Here is a 23758-nt window from a genome sequence, read left to right on the forward strand (position 1 = left end):
TGGGATGGTTCCCGCGGTATTGATTGAGTCACTCCGAGAACAACAATTTTAGGACTTTCGCCGATATTTCAGATTTTTTTCTCATGACTTGTCAGAGTCACTTGAGGCTTCGACGCTGTTGTCTACTTTGACGGCGGTCCCGCTCTTTAGTGTTCGCAGGATTCGATAGCGGCCGGTGACGATCTCATCGCCGTCCTTCAAACCGCTAAGGACTTCTATGTCTGTGGCTCCCGTGACTCCGGTGGTGACTGGAACGAAGATCGCGCGCCGCTTTTTGTGGTCTGACTGGAGGACGTAAACCCCCTGTATCGGTTGCGGTTTTCGGCTAGGAGTGCTGGACGCGGAGACGGCAACGACGCTTCCTTTGCCCGCATTCTTTTCGAGTGCGGTTTCGACGGCCGGGTCACGCTGGACAAGCGCCTGGATGGGGATGGTTAGGGCATTCGGTTTGTGGGCGGTGGTGATCTTTGCTGTAGCGGAGAGGCCCGGGCGAAGCTCGTTGGTGGTCTGATCCAGGGTTACGACGACCTTGAAGTCCTTTGCTTCTTCTGTGCCGGTGGTGCTCTGGCTGGTGGCGACGCCGGTGGTGCGGAGGAGCGCCTGGTCACCCACCTCGGTGACGTGGCCCTTGAAGACGCGGCCGGGGAGGGCATCGACGGTGATGTCGGCTGGCTGGTTCATGGCGACATTGACGATGTCTGTCTCGTCGACCTTGACTTCGGCGGTGATGACGGACATATCGGCGAGGGTCATCAGGGTGGAACCTTCGGCATTCTGAATACCGAGAACGACGGTCTCGCCTTCGCGGACGGGAACGTTGGTGACAAGGCCGTCAAAGGGTGCGCGGCTAACCGTCTTGTCGAGGGCGTCGTAGTTGGCGCGCTGGCTGGCGACTGCCTGATTCATGTGGCCGCGTTGTGACTCGGTCTGCGCGGTGGCTTGTGCGAGAGCGGCCTGACGCTGGGCGAGGGTAGCGACAGCCATGTCGTATGCGGCTTTCTTGGCGTCGTAGTCCTGTTTCGCGATCAGCTTTTCGTTGTATAAAGACTCGGCGCGGCCGAAGTCGAGTTTCTTCTGTTCGAGATCGGCTTTGCCCTGGGCGATGTTTGCATCAGCGGTCTTTTCCGCGGCGATGTAGCTGGTGATATCGGTGCGGGAGGAGGCGATCGTTGCTTGTTGGGCAGCGACGGTGGCTTGAGGCTGAACGCTCTCAACCGTGGCGAGGGTCGTACCCGCCTTCACATGATCGCCTTCTTTCACGTAGAGGTGGGTGATGCGTCCGAAGGCTGTGGCGCCGATGTTGACATAGGTCTTCGGCTTGATCTGGCCGGTGCCGTTGACTACGGAGACCAGATCCTGATGAGCGGCCTTGGTGGTGGAGACTTTCGTAACGTTAGCCTGACCGTGAAGGATGGTGCCAACCACGATGCCTGCAAGGATCAGGACCGCAACGACGATCAAGAGGATTTTCTTTATGCTCATTGCCGCTTTCTATCGCACCTCCGCGGTCAGGCAGAGGTGGTTGGGAGTCGGTGCTTGCTAAGACAGTACGGAAGTGGACGAGGTTGCGTTCCGCAATCCTTTCCAAAACCTGAATCAGATCACTTTACGAGAGAGTACGCAAAAGCCTGCAACTATCCGGGATAGAGACCTATGGACTTGCCCGGGATCAGGAGCGATGATATCAGGGGCGGCCTAGAGTCTCCTCTTGTAACGAAGGTGTAACCGCTCTACAATGTTGGTTGGTAACAGGAGTGCACCCCTTCTCTATGACGACTTCTCGGCGCTTGGTATCCGGCACGACCCTATTTTTGTTGGTCCTAATGGGGGGGCGTCTTTTGACTGCCCAGGAAACACCCAGCGATTCCGCCCAGACTGACGGTGTGACGAGAGGGCCGGTGACGGTGGAGAAGCCGGATCCGCTGAAGCGTCCTCTAAGCGATAAAGAGAGGCGTGACCAGCAGAAGGCTCTGAAGGCTGAGTTAAAGGGTGTTTACAAGAAGTGGGTGGATGAGGATGTTCGCTGGATCATCACAGATCAGGAGCTGCAGGCGTTCAAGAGCTTGAGCAACGATGAGGAGCGCGACCAGTTTATAGAGAACTTCTGGCTGCGTCGCAATCCGAATCCTGACTCACCAGAGAACGAGTTTCGCGAGGAGCACTACGCGCGCATCGCCTATGCGAACGACCACTTCGCCGCCGGCAAACCTGGTTGGAGAACAGATCGCGGTCATATCTACATCGCCTACGGTAAGGCGGACAGCATCGACTCGCACCCCAGCGGCGGCAGTTACGAGCGTCCGATTGAAGAAGGCGGCGGAAACACCTCTACGTTCCCGTTTGAGATCTGGCACTACAGGTATCTGGAGGGTATCGGGGACAATATCGATATCGAGTTTGTCGACACCTGCATGTGCGGCGACTATCACATGACGATCGACCGCTCTGAGAAAGATGCGTTGAAGCATGTTCCGGGCGCCGGTCAGACGATGTATGAGCAGACGGGGCAGTCGAAACAGGCAGACCGTTTTTCAGGCGGCGGACTCGAGCAGCTTGGAGCCGGGCCGTTATCGTCCCAGAACCAAAGCAAACAGTTTGATCGACTGGACCGATTCGCCAAGCTGATGGCTCCCCCTGAGATCAAGTTCAAAGACCTCGAGTCGTTTATGACGACTTCGAAGATTTTGACTGGGCCGCCGTTTCTATTTGATGTTCGGACCGACTACGTCAAGGTGACTAACGATACGATTCTGGTTCCTGTAACCTTGCAGATTAAAAACGGTGACATTACCTTCACCAATAAAGACGGCGTCGCGATGGGCACGGTGAACATTCTAGGACGCGTTTCAAATTTGAATCACAAGGCGATACAGACCTTTGAAGATACGGTCAGTGTGCAGGTGCCGAGCGAGCTGCTCGGGCGCAAGCGGGCTGATCAGTCGGTCTATTGGAAGTCGCTGCCACTGCGTCCTGGGCTTTACAAGATCGATATTGTCATCAAGGATGTCAATAATCCCGACCACATTGGCAGGTGGCAGCGCAGTTTGAACGTGCCAGCCTACGACGACGACCGCCTTGCTTCGTCTTCCTTGATTCTGGCTTCTTCGATGGAGAGGGTTCCGTCAAAGGATATCGGTGCGGGGAACTTCATCATTGGCGACACCCACATTACTCCACGTGTACCTACTGGAATCGGAGTTCCGGTTACGTTTCATCGAGCGCAGAATCTTAACTTCTGGATGCAGGTTTATAACCTCGGAATTGACGAGAAGAGTAAGCAGAATGGTGCGACGATCGAGTATCAGATCTTAGATGTGGCTACGAATAAAGCCATTCTTGAGACGCAGGAGTTGACCACGAAGACCAACCCCAACGCGGATCAGGTTACGATTGAAAAGAGTTTGCCGCTGGCGAGTCTTCAGCCCGGTAAGTATCAGGTCAACATCAAAGTAAATGATGGAATAACGAAGCAGCAGATCGCAGAATCTGCGCCGTTTATCGTAGATTAGACAGGTGCAGTTTTAGAACATGGTTATGCAGATGCCAATTCGCGATAACCAGTCACCTCGCACTCTGTAACGCCGTCCCCTAATTTTCTGGGTGCGGAATTGTTGGACAGCCATTCGACGCGCAGGACGGTTTTACTGTGCAACGACCCCAGGTGAAGATCGCGCTTCTGCCGCTGATGCTGCTCCTTGCAGCTACCAGCGTTGCTATGGGCCAAGGTGCGGCTGTCTCAGGGGTGGTTCGCGACGCACAGGGAGTGGCACAACTGGGTGCCCTGGTTCAAGTCATAGCGGCAGATTCTGCCATGGCTGGGACTGCTTTTACCGACCTCCACGGCCGCTATTTCATTGCGCATCTGCTTCCGGGCCAATATGAGGTCCGTGCGAGCGCGGCGCTGTTTGTTCCGGCGATGCGGGGCAACCTGCAGCTTCAGTCGGGAGCACAGGCGATTGTCAATCTCACTCTGAGCACCCTCTTCGAATCGACTGCATGGCTTCCAGCCGAGCGTCGGAAGGCGGACGAGCCGGGTGACGATTGGAAGTGGACTTTGCGGTCAGTCGCCAATCGCCCTATCCTTCGGCTGGCTGAAGATGGGGACGTGATCATGGTCTCGTCAAGCGTTCGTGAGACACCTAAGCGTGCTGAAAGAGTGCGTGCCGAGGTTATGGCCGGCGATGGCGGCTTTGGGAGCAGCGGAGTTCATAATGTTTTTGCGTTCGACCGGGTGCTCGACGACGGGGCTGGGTTGACCTTGCGGGCGGATATTGGGACGCAGCCTGGGGCACCCTCAGCCGGGCAATCCACTGAGGTTGCGACGGGCTATGGAATGCAGCTTGGGATGGGCGGCGCGGCGCGGACGGTATTGAGCTATCAAGCGCATCCCGAAGTTCTGGGGCCGGATGGATCCTCTGGTCTGCAAGTCGTGCAGTTGGCCAGCGGACAGAAGATGCAGCTTGGAGATCTGGTTGACGTGGAAGCGGGGGGCACCGTGTATGTCGCTCGGACCTCCGGATATACCTCCGGATCACGGCCGTTCCTGAAGGTAACGGCTCACCCTACCGAGAATTGGAGCGTTGGCTATCGGATGGCCACGTCGCAGGACCTGCAGTCGTTTGCAGGGCTCGATACGGTGAAACGCGAGCTGCCACTTGCGGTGATCTATCAAGGGAAGGTACAGACCGAGGGTGGGCTACACCAGGAGTTTACGGTTGGCCGGAAGACAGGCCGCGGAATGGTACAAGTTGCGTTTTACAGTGACTCTTTGAACCGGGTGGCGGTCTCAGGTGGCGGTGCGTTGACTGCGGGTGACGTTGCTCAGACAGGGCAGAACGGCGCGAGTGGGATTATCGCCGACTCGACGACGGGGAACTTCCGGTTTTTGAATGCGGGCTACAACGCAAGGGGCCTGAATGTAATGTTGACTGAGCCACTGACGACGAACCTTTGGGTCGCGGTAGAGTACGGTACTGGGGCCGGGCTTGGCGCGAAAGATGGGGCTTCCGTCGGCCTGCCTGGGACTGGATCTGATCTGGCGCCTGTGAGTGCCCGGACTGCAACGGTCGCTTTGAAGGGCCGAGTGCTGCGTAGTGGAACGGCGATTCGAGCAGCCTATCGCTGGCAGCCGACGCGATTGGTAACTGCGGTTGATCCCTACGCGCCGTTCAGTGACCAGGCATATTTCAGCTGCTATCTGCGGCAGGCTTTGCGACTGGGGCATCTCTTACCGCCGGGGCTCGATGCTACTGTTGATGTCACGAATCTCCTGGCGCAGGGGTATCGACCGTTCCTGTCGGCGGATGGACAGACCTTGTTCCTTGCTCAATCGCCTCGGACAGTTCAGGCGGGGCTTGCGTTCACGTTTTAAGCCGCGCTTCGTTCTCATTCCTTTATTTCGATCCAGATAGCATGAACCGAACAACGTACTCCGGGGTCGAATCCTTGCCTGGTGCCGAAATCTCTTTGGCTCCAGGCGGGATCGTATGAGTTGGAACCTCTCCAGCATCTCCTCTCAAGTGCCCGATGTAGAGAAGTGCGTTCGTAAGATGACGCAGGAGGGGCAGAATACCGACTCATTTCAGCTTACCGTTCGTACTTATTGACCCAGTTGACCTCCCAGGTCTTTCCGCCATCGTCAGAGAATGCCTGTTCGGATTGTGCGGTGTCTGGGGTGATCTTCCAGATGGAAAACCGTACAAGCACGGATCTGCCGTTGATGAGCTCGTAGTCATAGAAGTCGCCATGCCCGTTTTTGTACTCGCCGACACCTGGAATACCAAGCGTGCCAACGTTTGGGGTTGCGAAGTCGAGGTTCCACTCGCGCGTGGCTGGGTTGAACCAACGCAGGGATAGGAGTTCGATGTGACCTGCAGGACCGTCCGCTTTGTACTCCGCTAGATTGGCGCGGCCATTCCAAACCTTCTTGATCACAGATCCTCCGTCCATGTCGGCCCACGTCGTCGATCCCGTGAGGGGATGCAGAAGGCGAGAGGAGTGGGTCTTCCAAGTGCCGAAGTCAAAGTCGAAGTCGTGTTGTCCGTCCTCTACGGACGTGGTCTTCGCATCCTTGTTCGCATCAGCGATGGGAATGTCGGGGGCAGTCGATTGCGTTTCCTGCGTCAGGTCTGCCGTGAAAGCTGCTGCCCAAGTCGCGCCACCATCGTTCGAGTAGGATTCTTCGTAACGATGAGAACCCGGCTTGATGTTAGACCACACTCCACGAACCAGGATTGATTTGTCGTGGAATGTGTCCTGGGAGAAGAGCTCGCCGCGTCCGTCTTTGAACGAACCGATCGTCGGCGTATTCAAAACGCCCATCTTGCTGTCGATGAAGGTCTGGCTCCATTGATGAGAGTGGGGATTATAAAGAAACAGGGTTAGTCCCTCCCAATGTCCGTTGGGACCGTCGGCCTCGATCTCCTCCAGTTGCGCGCGACCGTCCCAGACTTTTCTTACTGTGACTGTTCCGTTGAGTTCGACTGACTTGGACGAGCCTGAGAAAGGATCGAGGACTCTCCTGATATGGGTATGCCATACTCCGAAGTTGAAATCGAAGTCGTGTTGTCCGTCTCGCAACGAACTAGTCTGGGGCGTAGGGTCGGCTACCTGGGCCATCAGGAAAGACGCTAGATCCGGCCGCCAGTCAAAACCACAGATCAGAAGACAGATGGCAGCGATGCGAAGCTTGATGCCCCGTGTGTTTGTGGGAAGCTGCCGTTTCGCCGTTCCGAGTATCTTAGCCGGGACGATAAGAGGACGAATGATTGGTGTTCTGGTCTCGTTCATGCGAGCAGTGTAGGCTTGTTTCCACGTTGAGCATTCCACTTATGACACACGGATTTTCAAAGAAAAATCAAAGCTCAGTGGAGTATGCGTACCGGTTCGGCGATTTCGAACTGCATCCGGACGAGCGTCTCCTAAAGAAAGCTCGCGTTCCGGTTCCGCTTCAACCTAAAGCCTTTGACGCTCTCCTCTGTCTAATACGGAGGGCCGGACGCCTGGTTAGCAAACAAGAGCTGATTGAGACGCTCTGGCCATCCGTGCATGTGAGTGAATCAAACCTTACCAACACGATCGTAAACCTGAGAAAGATTATTGGTCGCGATACGATTCGCACCGTTTCGAAGCATGGCTATCGATTTGAGCTGGCTGTTACGGGGGAACCGGGTGTAGCGCAAGCGACGTATGAGAGGTTCACTCGCGCAAAAGAGCTGACCATTCAACGATCTTTGGAGTCGATGCAGCTTGCGCGCGACCTGTACTGGACCTGTCTTGCGGTGGATCCCAGCTTTGCGCCTGCGTGGGCGTGGCTGGGTCGATGCTGCTGGTTCCTTGATAAATTCAGCAGCAGCTCTTCAGTAAATCTGGAGCTGGCGCATGCCGCATTTCAGCGGGCGTTCGCTCTTGATCCGGACCTAGCCTGCGCGCACCAGTTCTATACCTTGATTCAGGTAGACACTGGACATGCGAATGAAGCATTGGATCGGCTGCTGGAACGGTTGCGGCGCCATCCTGGAGAACCGGAATCGTTTACCAGTTTGGTCCAAGTATTCCGATTTCGAGGACTGCTCCAGCAGTCGGTTAAAGCACACCACCGAGGAGTCGAGCTGGACCCGGCGCTTGTGACGAGCGTGGCTCATACGCTGTTTCTTTCCGGCGAATATGCCTCTGCCATTGAGCATTACAGCGGAAGGGCTGCCTACTATCTCGACGCGGCAGCCTGGGCGGCTCTGGGAAATCGAAGACGGGCGATTAGTCTCTTGCGCGATCGACTGAACGGAATGGCGTTATCGAAATTAATGGTTGCTCTTATGAGCTCGCTGTTGGCTGTTCTCGAAGGCAGGACGAGTGAAGCTGTCCAGCTGATGGAGACTGCGGATACAACTCGCGAACCCGAAATTCTCGTTTATTTTGCGCGACACTATGGCCGGCTCAAGATGACGGACCTAGCTGTAGAAGCTATAAAGCAGGCGGCGCAGTCAGGGTTTGTTTGCGCAACCGCCACTCTGAGTTCCGACCCATGGTTGAGTGCAGTGCGAAAACATCCAGAGTTTAACTCCCTGCTGCACAATGCGGAGACTTTCGTTGAAGAATCGCGATCGAGCCTCGCGGCGTTTTCTAAGAGCTGGCTGTCTTGACGCTCTGTCAGATCGGAAGATCCGCGCATCTGCCGCAGAATTTTTGAGTGTATTTGCGTATGATGTGTCTCTGTTCGTTTCGACGCTGAAAGGTTGATACCGAACAGGAGGAGGCTTGGTTTGCGAGTTGCTCTGATGACACGGGAGTATCCCCCAAATGTTTACGGCGGGGCCGGAGTTCATGTGGAATATCTCAGCCGCGAGTTGGCCAGGACGATCGACGTCGAGGTCTATTGCTGGGGAAATCAATCGGTCGATGAAGGGAACTTGCATGTTCATGGTGCAGAACCATGGTCGGAGATCACAAATGGCACAGAGGGAAAGTACAAGACGGCCCTTGAGGCGTTGAGTCTCAATCTCGCACAGGTGAAGTCGCTGGCGGCGATCGATGTGGTGCATACGCACACGTGGTACGTATCGATGGCAGGATTTTTTGCCAAGAAGCTCTTCAACGTTCCGTTCGTCCTGACCACGCACAGCCTGGAACCTTTGCGTGGATGGAAGGCGGAGCAGCTGGGCAGTGGGTATGCGATGAGCTCTTGGATGGAACGTACCGCGATCTTGGATGCCGATGCGGTGATCGCTGTGTCGAAGGGAACAAAAGAAGATATCCTTCGTTCTTATCCTGAGATCAACCCGGAACGCATTCACGTTATCTATAACGGGATTGATCTGAAGGAGTATCAGAAGACTTCGGACACGTCGGCGCTCATCAAGTATGGAGTTGATCCGATGGTGCCTTACGTTTTGTTCGTCGGGCGAATTACTCGGCAGAAGGGTGTTACGCATCTCGTCGAGGCGATCCCTCATCTGCCGAAGGGAACACAGGTTGTGCTTTGCGCAGGCGCGCCGGACACACCGGAGATTGCGGCCGAGATGCGCGAAAAGGTTGAGGCAGTCAGTAAGATAAATCCGCACGTAGTATGGATCGAGAAGATGGTGACCAAGCCGGAGGCGATCCAGCTTTACAGTAACGCGGCTGTTTTTTGTTGCCCTTCTGTCTACGAACCATTTGGCATTATCAATCTGGAGGCGATGGCCTGCCACGCTCCGGTAGTGGCGAGTGCGACCGGGGGGATTCTTGAGGTCGTGATAGACGGGGTAACGGGTTCTCTGGTGTCGTTCGAGCAAGATCCGGTGACTACGTTTCCCTCGAATCCAGAGAAGTTTTCGCGTGATCTGGCAGAGAAGATATCCGACTTGCTCGCTGATCCTGAGAAGGCTAAGAGGTTTGGGGAGGCTGGCCGCAGACGTGTAGAAGAGACCTTTGCCTGGTCGGCGATCGCAGAGCAGACGATCGATCTTTACCGAAAGCTTATCCGCGAACGCAGCTAGGCAATTCATCGAAGTAATTTCGTTGATCCTTGTTACATAACAATCTAGAACACGAAACTGCCGAGCTGATATTTGGTTGGCGACTCTGAAGGTGGGATGAGCGGAGATTCCAGAAGAATTAATGTTGGCCTGGTCGGCTATGGTTATGCAGGAAAGACCTTTCACGCACCGCTAATTCGTGCGGTTCCGGGGCTTGCGTTGAGAATGGTGGGCTCAAGCAGGCCTGAGATTGTGCGGAAGGACCTGGGTGAGATCACGGTTTGTTCTCCCGCGGAGGTGGCGATACATCCCAATGTCGATCTGGTGGTGATCGCGAGCCCTAACGACAGCCATTATCCGCTTGCTTCGGCTGCGTTGCGCGCGGGTAAGGATGTGGTGGTCGACAAGCCGTTCACGGTGACACTCGCCGAAGCGCGCTCTCTGCTGCAAATTGCAGAGGAGCAGGGAAGAATGATTTCGGTGTTTCACAATCGCCGATGGGAGAGCGAGATTCAGGCCACACGTGCGGTGCTGCAGTCGGGCCTGCTTGGTGTGGTCTCACACTATGAGTGCCACATGGACCGCTATCGGCCTCACGTTCGTCAGCGCTGGCGCGAGGATATGGGTCCAGGTGCGGGGTTGTGGTTTGATCTGGGGCCACATCTAATCGATCAGGCGCTTTATCTCTTCGGCCTCCCACAATCTATTAGCGCGAGCTTTGCCACTCTGCGCGAAGGCGGAAAGACAGACGACTGGGCTCATGTTCAGCTGAACTATGAGAGCATGCGTACGATACTTCATGCGTCCTTGCTGGTCTCGAAAGGCGGTCCAAGGTCGATTGTGCATGGGACAAGAGGGAGCTGGATGAAGTACGGTGCAGATGTGCAGGAGACACAGTTGAAGGAAGGCATGGTGCCTGGCAGTCCCGGCTTCGGCTACGACCCTGACCCGGGCCTTCTGTACGATGGCGAGATGGGCATGCGCACAGAGATTCCCGCACCGCCGGGCAACCAGCAGATGTACTACATGCAGATCAGGGACGCGATGCTTGGAGGGCAACAAGCTTCGATTCCGGCGATCGATGCGGTTGCGGTGATGGCTGTGCTGGAGACAACATTTCGCTCGGCCGAGCAGGGAAGAGTGCTGCTGCTCCCGATGAGCCTAGGCGAGATTGCTCAGTGGCGTGGAGCTCATCCTACCCTTTAGCGACGCGAATCTGACGTTGAATTAAACGGGTTCGAAAAGTGTAGTGATACTGAGTGGCTTGGGGACCTCTGCTGCCAGTGTGGGGGCGTGGAGATGTCCGTAGACAGGTCTGCTGTAAAGCACAGCACGCTGTTGAGCGTATCACTTACAACGAGGAGAGTATCGCGCTCTGCTGTCATGGCGACGGATCTTCCGGAGTGCTGGGGCCGACTCTGAGCTGTTGATCATGCACCGGGATTATATCTAGTGCAAAAGTAGTGCAATTCGCTCCCTGCACTCTGTGAGTTGTTGACTTGCATGGTAGTTAAAGGTGGTGGACGCGGTAGGGATCGAACCTACGACCAGTCGATTAAGAGTCGAATGCTCTACCAACTGAGCTACGCGTCCTTTAGTTTTTTACTCCTGGAGAAGGAGATCGGTGAGAGTCTTTGCATGGGGTGTTGTAGACAGGACTCAATCAGGCGACTTATTAAAGATAACACAGCTTGCAGCGTAAAACAGGCCTGCAAGCTGTGAGTTGGATGAAAGTATCTGCGCAGCGCGCTGGCGCTGAGTGCTTGTGAACTGGCCGGTCTAGCCGACGAAGTCTACGCTGGCGCGGTGGGGAATGATGCCGCGGTCGTAGCCCATGGCGAGAAGTTTGCGAATGGCGTCCTTGCCGTCTTCGCCGTAGTTCAGGGTGCGCTCGTTGACGTACATGCCGACGAAGCGATTGGCGAGGGTGGGGTCGAGGTCGCGGGCGAACTGCATGGCGTAGGCTAAGGCCTCTTCGCGGTTGTCGAGTGCGTGCTGGATGCTGTCGCGCAAGGCGTTGGTGGTGGTGAGGAGAGCCTCGGCGCCGAGGGAGCGGCGGATGGCATTGCCGCCGAGAGGGAGGGGTAGGCCAGTCTGGTCGCGCCACCACTGGCCGAGGTCGAGGAGCTTGATGAGGCCATCGTTAGCGTAGGTGAGTTGGCCTTCGTGGATGATGAGGCCAGCGGCGAACTCGCCTGCGACGACGGCGGGGATGATCTTGTCGAAGGGGACGGTGACGGTTTCGATCTCGGGCGCGAAGAGCTTGAGCGTGAGATAGGCGGTAGTGAGGGTGCCGGGGACCGCGATACGCGTCTTCTTGACTTCGTCGAGCGAGAGCTTGCGGGGGGCGACGATCATGGGGCCGTAGCCTTCGCCGACACTGCCGCCGCAGGACATGAGGGTGTAGTTGTCCTGCAGGTAGGGGTAGGCGTGGAAGGAGATGGCGGTGACGTCGTAGAAGGCCTCGTTGATGGCGCGGTGATTAAGGGTCTCGATGTCGGTGAGGGTGTGGGTGAATTTGTAGCCGGGGACTCGAACCTTATTGGTGGCGAGGCCATAGAACATAAAGGCGTCGTCGGAGTCGGGGCTGTGGGCGATGCTGATTTCCTGGATTGCGGTGGTTGCGGTGGTCATGATGCTTCCTTCGGTGTTCGTTATGCGTGTGTGATGCGCAGTGGTGAGTGGCTCTGCGTCAAGTTTGGGTTGCTTGCGGCTGATGGGTCGCGTTAGGACTTGCGCCATCGTTTGATTGAGCTGAAGATACCGGCGGCCGCGGTGATCTTGACGATCTCGCCGGGAAGGAATGGGGCGATGGCCATGGTCCAGGTGGCGGCGGCGCTGGTGTGGAGGAGATGGGCTAGCCAGCCTGCTCCGAAGATGAAGATAGGTGCGCTGGCGAGGGTTGCGGCTACAAGGCCTGCACGGAAAGGGGTGGTGATGCGCTGCATGGCTCTGACAGCCCAGCCGGCGGTTGCCGCGGCCAAGGGGTAGGAGAAGAGGTAGCCTGCGTTGGGCCCGAGCAGGTGAGCGATGCCACCGATGCTGTGGGGCGTGAAGACGGGGAGGCCCATCGCGCCTTCGGCTAGATAGAGGACCATTGCGGAGAAGCCAGCTACGGGACCGAGCAGCATGCCGACGAGGATGACGGCGAAGTTCTGCAGGGTGAGGGGCACGGGCGTAAAGGGAAGTGGGAGAGAGATGTGAGCGCAGATGGCTACGAAGGCACTCGCTGCGATGGTGAGGATGACTTTGCCGGAGAGAGATTCCTGAAGCGATCCGGTGCGGTGGGTGAGACCGAGTTGAGAGGAGGTGGCGGATTGCATGCGGAGATCCTTTCGCTGCTATTGCTTTAGTGTTTTGTGCTGCGGTTGAAGTGTTGGGGTTGGGGCCAGACTGCACGTTCCACACAAGAAGGATAACAAGGTGGTTGGGTTCGTGCAGATTATTCGGTCATCAGCATGGATACGGAAGATGTGGACTTCAGTTTTCAGCCTTTTAGCAGAAGCCGGTATGAAGTAGGTACGTGCCTGGGGGAATTGGGGATTTCCACTTGACGGTGCGAGGAGCGAAGTTTGTACTGAAATTGGGATGACACGTTTAAAGACAGCAGGCGTAGTGGCGATGCGATCCGGTGCCATCGCACGTCTCTATGAACATGGCCGGGTAGGGTGGCGAAAGATCGCTACTGGTGCCGCAGCGGTGCTCGCGGTCGCGATGGGTTACCACGTTATCTTTGGGCAGAATGGGCTGACGGTTTATCAGCAGAAGCGCAACGACGCGCAAAGCCTCGACATTCAGCTGCACAGTCTGCAGCGCGAGAACGATCTGTTGAAAGGGCATGTCGGCAGATTACAGAGCGATCCGAATGCGATTGAGCATCAGGCACGCGAGGAATTGCACTACACGCGGCCCGGTGAGGTGATCGTGTATATGCCCGCTCCCGCAGGATCAAGTCCTACAGGTGTCGCAAAGCAGTAAATGAATCTGGCTGCTTAGCCTTGCAGTGCCTTCCAGACACTTTCCTATCCCATCCTTTGGAGCTGTCTTCTTCTTTGCTTACTTGAGGGCGGCGGAGCTCTTGTGCTACTCGGACCGGAGTGCCTGGGTGAGGTCAACCGAGGCTGCGCGATTGGCTGGCAGCAGAGAGGCGGCCAAGGCTAGCAGCAGGAGCGACAGTGTCGCGAGAGTGAGAACCAGGGGATCAAAGGCACTCACCCCGAAGAGTAAGGTCTTCAGCAGACGGGAGGCGGCGATGGCCCCTGCCAAACCTATCGCACACCCGATGAGTGCGAGTTTGGCGCCTGAGATAACCACCAGACGAACGATACCCGCGCGCTGAGATCCGAGAGCCATTCGAATTGCCATCTCCTGCACACGCAGCGCGACTGAGAATGCTATGACGCTATAGATTCCGAGTACGGCCAACAAGACTGCGATGAAGGCGAAGGAGGAGATCAGTGCGGTGTTGAAACGGCGGGGTGCCTCGGTGTCCGAGATGGCGTGCTCCATGCTTTGGACCTGGGTGAGAGGGAGCTGCGGGTCGATTGAGTGCACTGTGGAACGCAAGAGATTTTCCATCTGCTCGGGTGCCATTGCTGTTCGCAACACAATGTACCCGCCGTTGTCTGCGATGTCGGTGGGAGATCCGAGTGATCCCGCCATCTCTGCTTCCTGCTCGTCCGGTATGTAGTACTGCTGCTTCAAGGGAAGGTCGGGGGAGTTCTCCTTCACGTCTGCGACTTCGCCGACTACCGTCGCCCACGGTGTCTTCATCGTCTCCGTGCCGATACGAAACCTCTTGCCAATTGGGTTTTGATTGGGCCAGGATTGCTGGGCCAGCATGTGGTTGACGATGATTACGGGTGGCTGGTTGGCGTTGTCATCGGGTGTGAAAAACCTGCCTTGGAGGAGTGGAATCCCCATTGCCCGGAAGTAATCACCTCGCACACCGATTGAGGTTCCTAGATCGAGCCCCCCCGCAGTCGCCGGCAGGGAGTGTCCTTCTGCGACAAAGGCGCTGCTGGAGTTGTTTCCGCTCGCTGGGAGGAAGGTAGTAAAGCCGACGGCTTTGACACCGGGAAGGGCTTGCAGACGTGCCAAAAGCTCGTGGCCGAACTCATTGACGGCAGTCTGGTTTTCATATTGTTTTTTGGGGAGACTATAGCTGGCGACGAGGGTGTGATCCGGTTGAAAGCCGAGATCGACCTGGCGCATCTTTTCAAAGCTGCGAAGCAAAAGTCCGGAGGCCGCCAGCAGAACGAGTGCTACGGCGATCTCGGAGATGACGAGTGCGGAGCGAAGCCTGGCGTGGCCGCCGCCTGAGGTACCGGTTCGGCCGCCTTCTTTCAGGGTGTCGTTGACGCTGGTGCGAATGGCCGCAAACGCGGGGGCGAGACCGCAGATGACGCCTGTGACCACTGCAAGTCCGAGGGCGAAGGCGACGACCGGCCAGTCGAGGCCGATCTCATTGATGCGCGGCAGCGTTTCAGGAAGTGCTTGAATGCCCACACGAAGTGCAATGGCGGCGAGAATTAGCCCCAGGACTCCTCCCGATACGCTCAGGACGAGGCTTTCTAGGATCGCCTGCCAGAGCAGGGTGGAGGCGGTGGCCCCGAGCGCGAGACGGACGGCGATCTCGCGGCGGCGACGGATGGAGCGCACCAGAAGAAGACCGGCAAGGTTGGCACACGCGATCAAAAGAACGACGGCAACAGCGAGAAAAAGGGTACGGATCAGAGGCCGCGCCTCTTCCACGGTCTCTTCATCCAGCGGCCGGATAATCGAGGTGATGCTGAATTCTGCCATGAAGGCGGGGTAGTTCCTTACAGTCTCTTTGGCGACAAGGTTTGCGTCCTCGATGGCCTGAGAGATGGTTACACCCGGCTTGAGGCGGCCTACCATCTGAAAGTTCCACGAGGCTGCGCCGGTGCCGAGCTCCTCCGGTTCGAAGCTGACCGGAACCCAGAACTCACTGCGGTTAAGGTGGCCAGGGACGAGAGGGAACTCGAAGTTGCGGGGCATCACGCCGATGATGAGGTAGGGCTTGCGATCGAGCAGGACCTTGCGGCCGAGGATGTTAGGGTCGCCCTGAAAGCGGGTCTGCCAAGTGGAGTAGCTGAGGACCAGGACCTGCTGGTGCTGATCGTCCTCCTGCTTCGTGAAGAAGCGACCAAGAAGGGGCTGGACAGCGAGGGCAGGGAATACGCCACTGCTCATGCGTGTTGCGTTGACGTTGGCGGCCTCGCCTGCGCCGGAGAGCTCATAGCTGGTGGAATGGTAGCCGCCGAGGCTGGTGAAACTATGCGTGTCGCGGCTGTAGTTGCGGATGTCGGGAGCGGTGACGCCGGCTTCATTATTACCACTGCCGGTGTCCAAACCTTTGAGGATATCTGAGAGAACAACGAGGCGGCTCGGTTCAGGAAAGGGCAGCGGCCGCAACAGGACGCCTTCAACAAGAGAGAAGATTGCCGTGGTAGCACCGATAGCTAAGGCCAGCATCAGAATGGCCGTTGCGGCGAATCCGGGCGACTTGGATAGATGTCGAACTGCAATCTTCAGATCTTGAAAGAAAGAGCGCATGCGGGTCCTCGAAGAGATGATTATGAGGGAGTTAGCAATTGCCGTGCCAGAGAGAACACGGACGAAAGCTCATTTTCCGGGGTTTTCTTTGGTCATGGATGTTTTGAGGAAGCGGTCGGTGTCCAAGATCGGAATGGTTGTCCGCGAACGGACACGAGTAGACGGTGGAGTCTTTGGAGCGCCGGAGGCGGGTGAATTTCCATAGGCTGATGATTTATACTTGTCGCTTGCCCTGCAACCGGCGTGGCGTTGGTCGAGAGACCTCCCCGCAAGGTCACGCAAAATCCCGGGCACGCAGCCAATCCCGGCACGGGAGAGGCTTTTGCGCGAAGTGAAGGTTTTAGTCAAGCATGATTCGTATTCTGCAGCAGGACAACCGCATCACGAAGATTATCTTCGCCGTCATTATTGGATTTGCCGTGATCACGATGGTGATTACGCTGGTGCCCGGCATCTTTGACAACGCTACGACGAACGATGCGTCGGTTTATGCCACAGTGAAGCAGCCCGGAGCCTTCGGGCGCGTCTTTGGAGAGAGCACGCCCATCAAGACGGTTGAAGTTAATCAGCTGGCCAGTCGGCAGCTGCAGCAGCAGCACTTTCCAGATGCGCTGCTGCCTTACTTTCTGCCGCGCGCCGGGCAGATTCTGGTGCAGCGGGCGATCCTTAAGCATGAAGCAGACAGAATGAATCTGCAGGTGAGCGATGAAGATCTGCGCCGCGAGCTGCAGACCGGCCCATTTGCGCAGTATCTGTTTCCCAATGGCCAATATATCGGCGACGATGCGTATATCAATTTTGTGCAAAGCGCGTTTCAGACAACTCGCGGGGACTTTGAGTCGCAGGTGAAGAGCGATATGGAGCTCAACCGCCTGCAGGCGCTGATCACGGGTGGCGTGTCGGTATCTGATAACGCAGTGCGTGAGTCCTACAAGGTCGATGGTACCAAAGTGAAGTTCGACTACGCGGTGATCTCGGCCGATGATGTCCGCAAGACAATCAACCCGTCGGATTCGGAGTTGCAGGCGTTCTTCAAGACAAACGCGGCGCGGTATGCGAATGCTGTTCCTGAGCAGCGGAAGATTGAGTATGTTTCGTTCGATACGTCAAATCTGCCAGGCGGCAAGCCGCAGATCTCGGATGCGGATGTGTTGGCCTACTACAACGCCCATCAGGATCAGTATCAGGTCAAAGAGCAGGTGAAGGTTCGTCACATCCTGATCGCAGTTCCTGCTGGTGCCGATGCTAAGACCGATTCCGCGGCAAAAGCGAAGGCTGAGGATATCCTGAAGCAGATCAAGAGTGGCGGAAACTTTGCGGACCTAGCGAGCAAGAATTCGGACGACCCAGGCAGCAAGACGCAGGGCGGAGAATTGGGCTGGCTGGATCGCGGCAAGACAGTACCTGAGTTTGATAAGGCGGCGTTCACCCTTGCACGGGGACAGACCTCGGAGCTGGTCAAGACACAGTTCGGATATCACATCCTGCAGGTCGAGGAGAAGAAGACGGCGCATCTTCGCCCACTGGCTGAGGTGAAGCCGGAGATTGTGCCGGTGCTCGAGCAGCAGAGGGCAGGCGCGGCGGAGCAGACGTTCGCTTCGTCACTGGCTACGGATGCGAAGAAGAACGGTCTGGACAAAGCTGCTGTTTCGAAGGGGCTGCACGCGGTGACGACCGACTATGTTTCAAAGGACGGCGTGATCGCTGGGTTGGCAGATGGTTCGGGATTGTTGACGCAGGCGTTTTCGGTGGTGAAGGGTGCAGACCCGGCTCCGGTCGCTACCGGCGATGGATTTGCCGTCTTCCAGGTGACCGACGTAAAGCCGGCTCACGCTCCGGAGTTTGCGGATTACAAGTCTCACATTCTCGAGGACTACCGCGAGCAGCAGGTGCCTCAGTTGCTGAGCGCCCAGTTGAACAAGCTGGACGAGCGGGCGAAGGTGCTGAACGATCTGAAGAAGGCTGCGGCGGAGATGAACGTTCCATTGAAGACCAGCGATCTGGTCGGCAAGGATGGCCAGGTGCCGGATCTCGGTGCGATGAGCGGTGCAGGTTCGGTGGCGTTCTCGTTGCCCAAGGGCGCGATCTCAGGGCCGATCAATGCCGGGCGAGTTGGAGTTGTGCTCAGCGTGATCGACAAGCAGGAGCCCACGGCCGACGACATCGCGAAGAACTTCAACGCAACGAAAGACAAACTGCTCAACGAGCAACGGGAAGAGATCTTCCGTGTCTACATCGGCGAGTTGACCCAGAAGTACGAGAAGGGTGGCGCGGTCAGGTTCTCGAAGAAGCAGGCTGAGCCCGGTTTGCCAGCCGGCAACTAGCCGTTCGCTCCATGCTGTAAAAGATGCCCCAGGAGAATCAAGACCTGGGGCATCTTTGCGTTTTGCATCGAAGCACACTGCCGTCGATCTCGCCGGGCTGAATGGCGGCGCCTCCAGGGATACTGATCGTACCTGGGAGAGTACCTCACTAAGGCAAATAATCTAAGCCTGACGGTTAGGATGGATGGTGGCGCCGATGACTTAATTGTAGGCGAATGGCCGGGTGCGCCCAAGGGCCTATCATTTTGCGGTGCGAAGATCGATTTTTGGCATCATACGTTGAGGCTATATAGGGGGCTGGATGAGTGGGGAAGTGAGCAATCAGGAACGTCTTTCGGGAGTCTTGCTGCATGTGACCTCGCTGCCTTCGTATGGTGGAATAGGGGACTTTGGACCTGCCGCGTATGAGTTTGTAGATTTTCTGGCAGCAGCGAAGCAGAGAATGTGGCAGGTGCTGCCTCTGAGTCCGACCGGTTATGGGAGTTCTCCCTACTCCGCGCTTTCGGCGTTTGCGGGGAATCCGCTTTTGATCAGCCTCGAAGCTCTGGTCCATGACGGGTGGATTGCAGGAGAGCGGATTGCAGGGCTGCCGGGGCATGACGGGTCCGCGGACTTTGAGGCGGCGTTTCGGCTGAAACTGCCGCTGATCGAAGAAGCAGCTGGGAACTTCCTCGACCATGCGCCGGATAACTGGCGGGCGAGCTTCCAGAGATTTTGCGAACACAACAGCTCATGGCTGCAGGACTATGCGATGTTCAACGTGCTTCGTCGTATGCACGAGTATGGCAGCTGGCATGAGTGGCCACCGGGGTATGCACGGCGTGAAGGCGATGCACTGGGCAAGCTTTTGAACGATCGTGGACGCGAGCTTGCGATTGAGCAGGTAGTCCAGTTTTTTTTCAATGAGCAGTGGTGCGCGCTGCGGGGATACTGTGCCGAGCGGAAGATTCGCATCATGGGAGATGTTGCCATCTTCGTAAACTACGACAGCGCCGATGTATGGACGCATCCCGAGATGTTTGAGCTGGACGAAGACCTAAGACCGGTTCGTGTGTCGGGTGTGCCGCCGGATTACTTTTCCGCGACCGGACAGCGTTGGGGAAATCCACTCTACAAGTGGGGTCTGTTGAAAGAGCGAGGATTCGACTGGTGGGTGGCGCGGATTCGGCGGTCGTTGACCCTGTATGACGTGATCCGGCTGGACCACTTCCGCGGGTTTGAGGCGTTCTGGTCGATTCCCGCTGAGGAGGAGACGGCGATCAATGGGCAGTGGGTGAAGGCTCCAGGGCATGAGCTGTTTCAGCGTTTGAAGGAGGTCTTTGGAGATCTGCCATTTGTCGCGGAGGATCTTGGGCTGATCACCCCCGAGGTGGACGAGCTGCGGGAGCACTTTGGCATGCCAGGTATGCGTATTCTGCAGTTCGGGTTCTCGGATCGTGGCGCACATCTCTATCTCCCCCATCGGTACGTTCCGAATACGGTGGTGTACACGGGCACGCACGACAACAACACGACGCTGGGTTGGTGGCGGGATGATGTGAGCGATGTCGAGCGTACGAATGTGCAAACCTATCTGCAGAAGATCGATCACGACGAAGATATCGTCTGGGCGATGATTCGTGCGGCGGCTCGGTCTGTGGCGAATCTCTGCGTCTTTCCGATGCAGGATGTGTTGCATCTGGGCAGCGAAGCGAGAATGAATACGCCGTCGGCTGGAGCGGGGAACTGGTGCTGGCGGTACGGGCTGAACGCCGTGCATCCGGACTTTGCAGCTCAGCTGGCCGACCTGATGGCGATGACCGATCGTGATGGATGGGAGAAGCCATCGGAGGGGGTCGAAGCAGGCAAGCCGGTAGAAGAGGCGTCGAAACGGGCAGAGCTGGGCGCGAACGTTTAGACTGAATAAGTATCTTTAATCTCTTAGGAGCACCAAAGCATGCCTCTCTCTGGCGAAGCAATCCGCACTATGAACTACGTTGATGACATCTCGGTAACGCTGCGCCGCATTCTAGCAGTGCTGCCGTCGCTGACAGAGGAGGAGCGCCAGCGCGTGTCCGAGCATATCAAGGGCGCAGAACCGAGCTACGACTCCGTAATCGCTGCGGTCGCGAGCAAAAAGTGATGCAGGAGGTTGCGCGCCAGCTGCTTCCCGAGATTCGCAGGGTTGCGATTATCGGAGCGGGAGTGGCTGGCCGCAGCTTCGCTTTAGCTTGTGCCGCGGCGGGCTTTGACGTGGTGCTCGAAGACGTGATGCCGGCCAATCTGTGGCGGGCCGAGGCGGAATACTCGGACCTGAGCAAGCGCGTTGCGGCGGGAAGCCTGGAGTTGGCCGCGACGGTTGAAGATGCCGTTCGCACGGCTGATATTGCCGTCGACTTTGTGCCGGATGAGCTCGAGTCGAAGCTTGAAATCTTCAGCATGATCGACCGGATGGCCCCGCCCAAAACAATTCTGTGTACACCAAGTTATGCGCTGAGCATTACGGATCTGGCGTCCTGTGTCTACAGGCCGGATCGGTGCGTTGCTGTGCGGGGCGAACTTGTGCGGGGTGATGCAGCCGTAGCGCCGGTGGTACAGGTGTTATATCCGGCGGCTACCTTGAAGCCGATTGTCGAGACTGTCAGCCGGTTTCTCTCTACACTTGGACTTGCGGTACAGGCGGAGGCGGACACGGAGGAGCCTGCGCTGATCAAGAACGTCTCCCGGGCGACACACTAGTTGCTTTCCTGTTGCAGTTATCCCTATCTGTGTCAGCGAAGACTGCCGATGTTAATTCATCGCTGGAAGGGAACTGGTTTGCGCAACTTTGCGTAGACAACTTCGGGAAGCTTTCGTCCAACCATAGCTATGCGCGCTCTTATCAATATCTTCGCTCAGGTATTCCGGTCGATCGGCGCCAATAAGCTGCGTTCGTTCCTGACGATGTTCGGCATTGCCTGGGGTGTCGCCTCGCTTTTGTTGTTGATTGGACTGGGAGAAGGGTTCCGTTCGGGACAGCGTAGGGGGCTCGCCGAGCTTGGCACCGATGTGATCATGATGTGGGGTGGAACGATACCCGTACTGCCCGAGCAGCATGTGGGAATGCGTCCGTACAAGTTGACGATGAGCGATGCGGCGGCGATTCGTGAGCAGGCCCCAGACGTTCGTAACGTCACCTCGGTCATCAACCGCAGCGATTTGAAGCAGGTGAGCGATTTTTCAAGTGCGGGCGGTCAGGTCTTGGGAGTTGAACTCAACTATCCGGAGATTTCGAATCTTCCGATCGCACAAGGCCGCTACTTAAACCAGCAGGATCTGACCGAGCGACGGCAGGTAGTGGTGCTGGGACAGAGGATGGTCGGGCTTTTATTTCCGGGTCGGCCCCCTCTTGGTGCAGTCATCACATTGAATGGCTACCGGTTTCAAGTGATCGGGGTAGCGAAGAAGGTAGGGCGTGGTAACAATGACGGGCCTAATCAGAGAATCTACATTCCGTTGACCACAATGCAGGAGTTCTTTCCTCTGACTGGCGACAACATCCCGCAGGATTCGATCTCTCAAATCCAGTACCAGCCGCTGACAGAAGAGTTGAACGAAACCGCGAAGGCTGAAGTACACAAAGTCATCGCGACACGCCACGGCTTCGATCCAGCTCGGAAAGAGGGATTCGAAGAGTGGGATACGATCAAGTCGAACCGGATGGTGGGGTTGATCTTTACCGCGATGGACGTGTTCCTTGGGGGCGTCGGAATCGTAACGCTGGCGCTAGGTGCTGTGGGAATTATCAACATTATGTTGGTGACGGTGACAGAGCGAACGAAGGAGATTGGTCTTCGCAAAGCACTGGGTGCGACAAATCGGAGCATTCTCTTCCAGTTCTTTCTTGAGGGGCTGACGCTGACGGCGTTGAGTGGGCTGATCGGAATTATCGGCGCTGCGGCTCTGATGGCGGCGCTCGGTTCGGTAGTTGGAAATAACGACATGGGATTTGATCCCCCGCGCCTTGTACCGTGGTCGGCTGCGATGGCGATGGGGACGCTGACATTGTGCGGAATTGTGGCCGGGCTCTATCCGGCGAGGCAGGCCGCGATGCTCGCTCCTGTGGAAGCACTGCGAAAGGAATAAGACCATGCTGAGTGACATCCTGGGGCAGGCTATTGAGGCGATGAAACATAACCGTCGACGGACGATGATTACGATCGTAGGCATGGCGTGGGGCATCGCGACGGTAGTGCTGCTGCTGGCCTATGGCGCGGGGTTCGGGCAGGCGTTCGAGAACATCTTCGCGCAGTTTGGGACAAACATGATCGGCGTCTTTCCGGGTAGGACCAGCGAGCAGGCAGGAGGATCGAAGGCGGGTGTGCAGGTCCGACTGACTCAGGAGGATGTGGAACGGATTCAGGAGACGGTGCCGGGTGTGATGCGCGTGGCCCCAACAGTGGATAAAACCGTTCCGGTTCAGAACGATCTGCACAGTTATAGCTGGGATGTCACAGGGATTACGCCGAATCTGCAGTCAATCCAGAGACTGGACCTCGCCGAGGGCCGGCCAATCACCGAGGCGGACGTGCAGCAGAGGGCGCACGTGACGGTAATCGGATCAGAGGCGAAGACGAAGCTGTTTTCAGGCCTGTACCCGATCGGAGAGAAGATTCGGCTGAATGGAGTAAGCTTCGAGGTGGTGGGGGTGATGACGCCGAAGATGCAAGAGGGGGATGATAACGACATCAACCGCCAGGTGAATGTGCCGCTCACCACGATGAGCGATATCAAGGACACAAAGTACCTCGACGGTATTTGGCTGGATTACAAGGGCGATCCGAAGATGGTCGAACTGGCGCTGCGCAAGACCCTCGCGATAGCGCATGGTTACAGGCCGAGCGATCGCCGTGCTGTATTTGTGGCGAACATCATGGAGCAGTTGACGCAGTTTCGGATTATTTCACTGGGGTTGCAGGTGTTGTTGTCGTTTATAGGCGCTCTGACCTTGGGAATTGCTGGCATCGGTCTGATGAATATTATGCTCGTGAGCGTGCAGCAGAGAACGCGCGAGATCGGGGTGGAGAAGGCGCTGGGAGCGAGGAAGCGCCACATCCTGCTGCAGTTTCTGGCTGAAGCACTGGTAATCTCGGGGGTCGGCGGCGTTGGCGGAATCGCCTTGGCGTACGCTGTGGCAAAGGGAGTAGGGAGAATTACTTTCTACAGCGCACTGGCCTCGAACGCGGAGGCCGGGGATATTCATCTGCTCATCTCGCCGAACACCGTTCTGGTGGCAACGGTAATTCTCATTATTGTAGGAACAATCAGCGGGATGATTCCGGCGATGAAGGCCGCAAGCCTGGACCCCATCGAGGCACTCCGGTACGAGTAGGAGCGAGATTTTTCACAAATAGGTCACGTCTTTTTCGTCCAAAAAGTCTT

17 protein-coding genes and 1 tRNA gene are annotated in these 23758 nt (G+C 56.9%); 12 read left to right on the top strand and 6 right to left on the bottom strand.

Annotated features, from left to right (window positions below; translation table 11 throughout):
• Window positions 1-81: 81 nt before the first annotated feature.
• Window positions 82-1482, bottom strand: coding sequence for an efflux RND transporter periplasmic adaptor subunit (locus HDF08_RS07240; RefSeq protein ID WP_179637833.1), 1401 nt, complete (start codon window positions 1480-1482; stop codon window positions 82-84).
• Window positions 1483-1769: 287 nt separating this feature from the next.
• Here HDF08_RS07240 and HDF08_RS07245 point away from each other — a divergent pair, with 287 nt between their 5' ends.
• Together HDF08_RS07245 and HDF08_RS07250 are read left to right on the top strand one after the other, a co-directional pair.
• The gene (locus HDF08_RS07245; RefSeq protein WP_179637834.1) at window positions 1770-3509 is read left to right on the top strand and encodes a GWxTD domain-containing protein; all 1740 of its coding nucleotides are present in this window, start codon (window positions 1770-1772) and stop codon (window positions 3507-3509) included.
• A gap of 137 nt (window positions 3510-3646) precedes the next feature.
• Window positions 3647-5371 carry a carboxypeptidase-like regulatory domain-containing protein gene (locus HDF08_RS07250; protein ID WP_179637835.1) on the top strand — a complete coding sequence of 575 codons (1725 nt, stop codon included), beginning with the start codon at window positions 3647-3649 and terminating at the stop codon, window positions 5369-5371.
• 215 nt (window positions 5372-5586) lie between these two features.
• On the opposite strand, the gene HDF08_RS07255 is transcribed toward HDF08_RS07250, so the two are convergent.
• A complete protein-coding gene (locus tag HDF08_RS07255) occupies window positions 5587-6789 on the bottom strand; it encodes a DUF1579 family protein (protein WP_179637836.1) in 1203 nt (400 codons plus the stop codon).
• Window positions 6790-6830: 41 nt separating this feature from the next.
• Here HDF08_RS07255 and HDF08_RS07260 point away from each other — a divergent pair, with 41 nt between their 5' ends.
• From HDF08_RS07260 to HDF08_RS07270, 3 genes are all read left to right on the top strand, one after another.
• Window positions 6831-8141 (top strand): winged helix-turn-helix domain-containing protein, encoded by a 1311-nt coding sequence (locus HDF08_RS07260; RefSeq protein WP_257031061.1) that lies wholly within the window; start codon window positions 6831-6833, stop codon window positions 8139-8141.
• 120 nt (window positions 8142-8261) lie between these two features.
• The gene (gene glgA, locus HDF08_RS07265; protein WP_218884519.1) at window positions 8262-9476 is read left to right on the top strand and encodes a glycogen synthase; all 1215 of its coding nucleotides are present in this window, start codon (window positions 8262-8264) and stop codon (window positions 9474-9476) included.
• A gap of 96 nt (window positions 9477-9572) precedes the next feature.
• Window positions 9573-10661, top strand: a complete 1089-nt coding sequence (locus HDF08_RS07270; protein WP_179637838.1) for an oxidoreductase — start codon at window positions 9573-9575, stop codon at window positions 10659-10661.
• A gap of 311 nt (window positions 10662-10972) precedes the next feature.
• Here HDF08_RS07270 and HDF08_RS07275 read toward each other — a convergent pair.
• The 3 genes from HDF08_RS07275 to HDF08_RS07285 all read right to left on the bottom strand — a co-directional run bounded on the left by HDF08_RS07275 (window position 10973) and on the right by HDF08_RS07285 (window position 12778).
• Window positions 10973-11048 (bottom strand) — tRNA-Lys (locus tag HDF08_RS07275).
• A gap of 186 nt (window positions 11049-11234) precedes the next feature.
• Window positions 11235-12089, bottom strand: a complete 855-nt coding sequence (locus tag HDF08_RS07280) for a menaquinone biosynthesis family protein (protein WP_179637839.1) — start codon at window positions 12087-12089, stop codon at window positions 11235-11237.
• A 92-nt stretch (window positions 12090-12181) separates the two neighbouring features.
• On the bottom strand, window positions 12182-12778 hold the full coding sequence (locus HDF08_RS07285) for a biotin transporter BioY (protein ID WP_179637840.1): 597 nt from the start codon (window positions 12776-12778) through the stop codon (window positions 12182-12184).
• Between the two features lie 265 nt (window positions 12779-13043).
• Between HDF08_RS07285 and HDF08_RS07290 the strand changes: the two genes are divergently transcribed.
• Complete coding sequence (locus tag HDF08_RS07290; RefSeq protein WP_257030907.1) at window positions 13044-13433, top strand: FtsB family cell division protein; 390 nt, start codon at window positions 13044-13046, stop codon at window positions 13431-13433.
• Between the two features lie 105 nt (window positions 13434-13538).
• On the opposite strand, the gene HDF08_RS07295 is transcribed toward HDF08_RS07290, so the two are convergent.
• A complete protein-coding gene (locus HDF08_RS07295; RefSeq protein WP_179637841.1) occupies window positions 13539-16034 on the bottom strand; it encodes an ABC transporter permease in 2496 nt (831 codons plus the stop codon).
• 350 nt (window positions 16035-16384) lie between these two features.
• On the opposite strand from HDF08_RS07295, the gene HDF08_RS07300 reads away from it, so the two are divergent.
• The 6 genes from HDF08_RS07300 to HDF08_RS07325 all read left to right on the top strand — a co-directional run bounded on the left by HDF08_RS07300 (window position 16385) and on the right by HDF08_RS07325 (window position 23708).
• Window positions 16385-18358: a peptidylprolyl isomerase gene (locus HDF08_RS07300; RefSeq protein ID WP_179637842.1), complete on the top strand. Its 1974-nt coding sequence runs from the start codon at window positions 16385-16387 to the stop codon at window positions 18356-18358.
• A 301-nt stretch (window positions 18359-18659) separates the two neighbouring features.
• The gene (gene malQ / locus HDF08_RS07305) at window positions 18660-20255 is read left to right on the top strand and encodes a 4-alpha-glucanotransferase (RefSeq protein WP_179637843.1); all 1596 of its coding nucleotides are present in this window, start codon (window positions 18660-18662) and stop codon (window positions 20253-20255) included.
• 39 nt (window positions 20256-20294) lie between these two features.
• A complete protein-coding gene (locus HDF08_RS07310) occupies window positions 20295-20480 on the top strand; it encodes a hypothetical protein (RefSeq protein ID WP_179637844.1) in 186 nt (61 codons plus the stop codon).
• Window positions 20480-21076: a 3-hydroxyacyl-CoA dehydrogenase NAD-binding domain-containing protein gene (locus HDF08_RS07315; protein ID WP_179637845.1), complete on the top strand. Its 597-nt coding sequence runs from the start codon at window positions 20480-20482 to the stop codon at window positions 21074-21076. The genes HDF08_RS07310 and HDF08_RS07315 overlap by 1 nt, the downstream gene beginning before the upstream one ends.
• Before the next feature lie 129 nt (window positions 21077-21205).
• A complete protein-coding gene (locus tag HDF08_RS07320; protein WP_179637846.1) occupies window positions 21206-22462 on the top strand; it encodes an ABC transporter permease in 1257 nt (418 codons plus the stop codon).
• 4 nt (window positions 22463-22466) lie between these two features.
• Window positions 22467-23708, top strand: coding sequence for an ABC transporter permease (locus HDF08_RS07325; RefSeq protein WP_179637847.1), 1242 nt, complete (start codon window positions 22467-22469; stop codon window positions 23706-23708).
• Window positions 23709-23758: the final 50 nt, after the last annotated feature.

The organism is Tunturiibacter empetritectus, assembly GCF_013410875.1.
Lineage (GTDB): Bacteria > Acidobacteriota > Terriglobia > Terriglobales > Acidobacteriaceae > Edaphobacter > Edaphobacter empetritectus.

Bases quoted from the DNA above. Each gene is read 5' to 3' on its own strand.
- HDF08_RS07255 (WP_179637836.1), bottom strand. From the start codon at position 6,789: ATGAACGAGACCAGAACACCAATCATTCGTCCTCTTATCGTCCCGGCT.
- HDF08_RS07295 (WP_179637841.1), bottom strand. From the start codon at position 16,034: ATGCGCTCTTTCTTTCAAGATCTGAAGATTGCAGTTCGACATCTATCC.
- HDF08_RS07300 (WP_179637842.1), top strand. From the start codon at position 16,385: ATGATTCGTATTCTGCAGCAGGACAACCGCATCACGAAGATTATCTTC.
- HDF08_RS07315 (WP_179637845.1), top strand. From the start codon at position 20,480: ATGCAGGAGGTTGCGCGCCAGCTGCTTCCCGAGATTCGCAGGGTTGCG.
- HDF08_RS07310 (WP_179637844.1), top strand. From the start codon at position 20,295: ATGCCTCTCTCTGGCGAAGCAATCCGCACTATGAACTACGTTGATGAC.
- HDF08_RS07320 (WP_179637846.1), top strand. From the start codon at position 21,206: ATGCGCGCTCTTATCAATATCTTCGCTCAGGTATTCCGGTCGATCGGC.
- HDF08_RS07270 (WP_179637838.1), top strand. From the start codon at position 9,573: ATGAGCGGAGATTCCAGAAGAATTAATGTTGGCCTGGTCGGCTATGGT.
- HDF08_RS07325 (WP_179637847.1), top strand. From the start codon at position 22,467: ATGCTGAGTGACATCCTGGGGCAGGCTATTGAGGCGATGAAACATAAC.
- malQ (WP_179637843.1), top strand. From the start codon at position 18,660: ATGAGTGGGGAAGTGAGCAATCAGGAACGTCTTTCGGGAGTCTTGCTG.
- HDF08_RS07260 (WP_257031061.1), top strand. From the start codon at position 6,831: ATGACACACGGATTTTCAAAGAAAAATCAAAGCTCAGTGGAGTATGCG.
- HDF08_RS07280 (WP_179637839.1), bottom strand. From the start codon at position 12,089: ATGACCACCGCAACCACCGCAATCCAGGAAATCAGCATCGCCCACAGC.
- HDF08_RS07290 (WP_257030907.1), top strand. From the start codon at position 13,044: ATGACACGTTTAAAGACAGCAGGCGTAGTGGCGATGCGATCCGGTGCC.
- HDF08_RS07285 (WP_179637840.1), bottom strand. From the start codon at position 12,778: ATGCAATCCGCCACCTCCTCTCAACTCGGTCTCACCCACCGCACCGGA.
- HDF08_RS07240 (WP_179637833.1), bottom strand. From the start codon at position 1,482: ATGAGCATAAAGAAAATCCTCTTGATCGTCGTTGCGGTCCTGATCCTT.
- HDF08_RS07245 (WP_179637834.1), top strand. From the start codon at position 1,770: ATGACGACTTCTCGGCGCTTGGTATCCGGCACGACCCTATTTTTGTTG.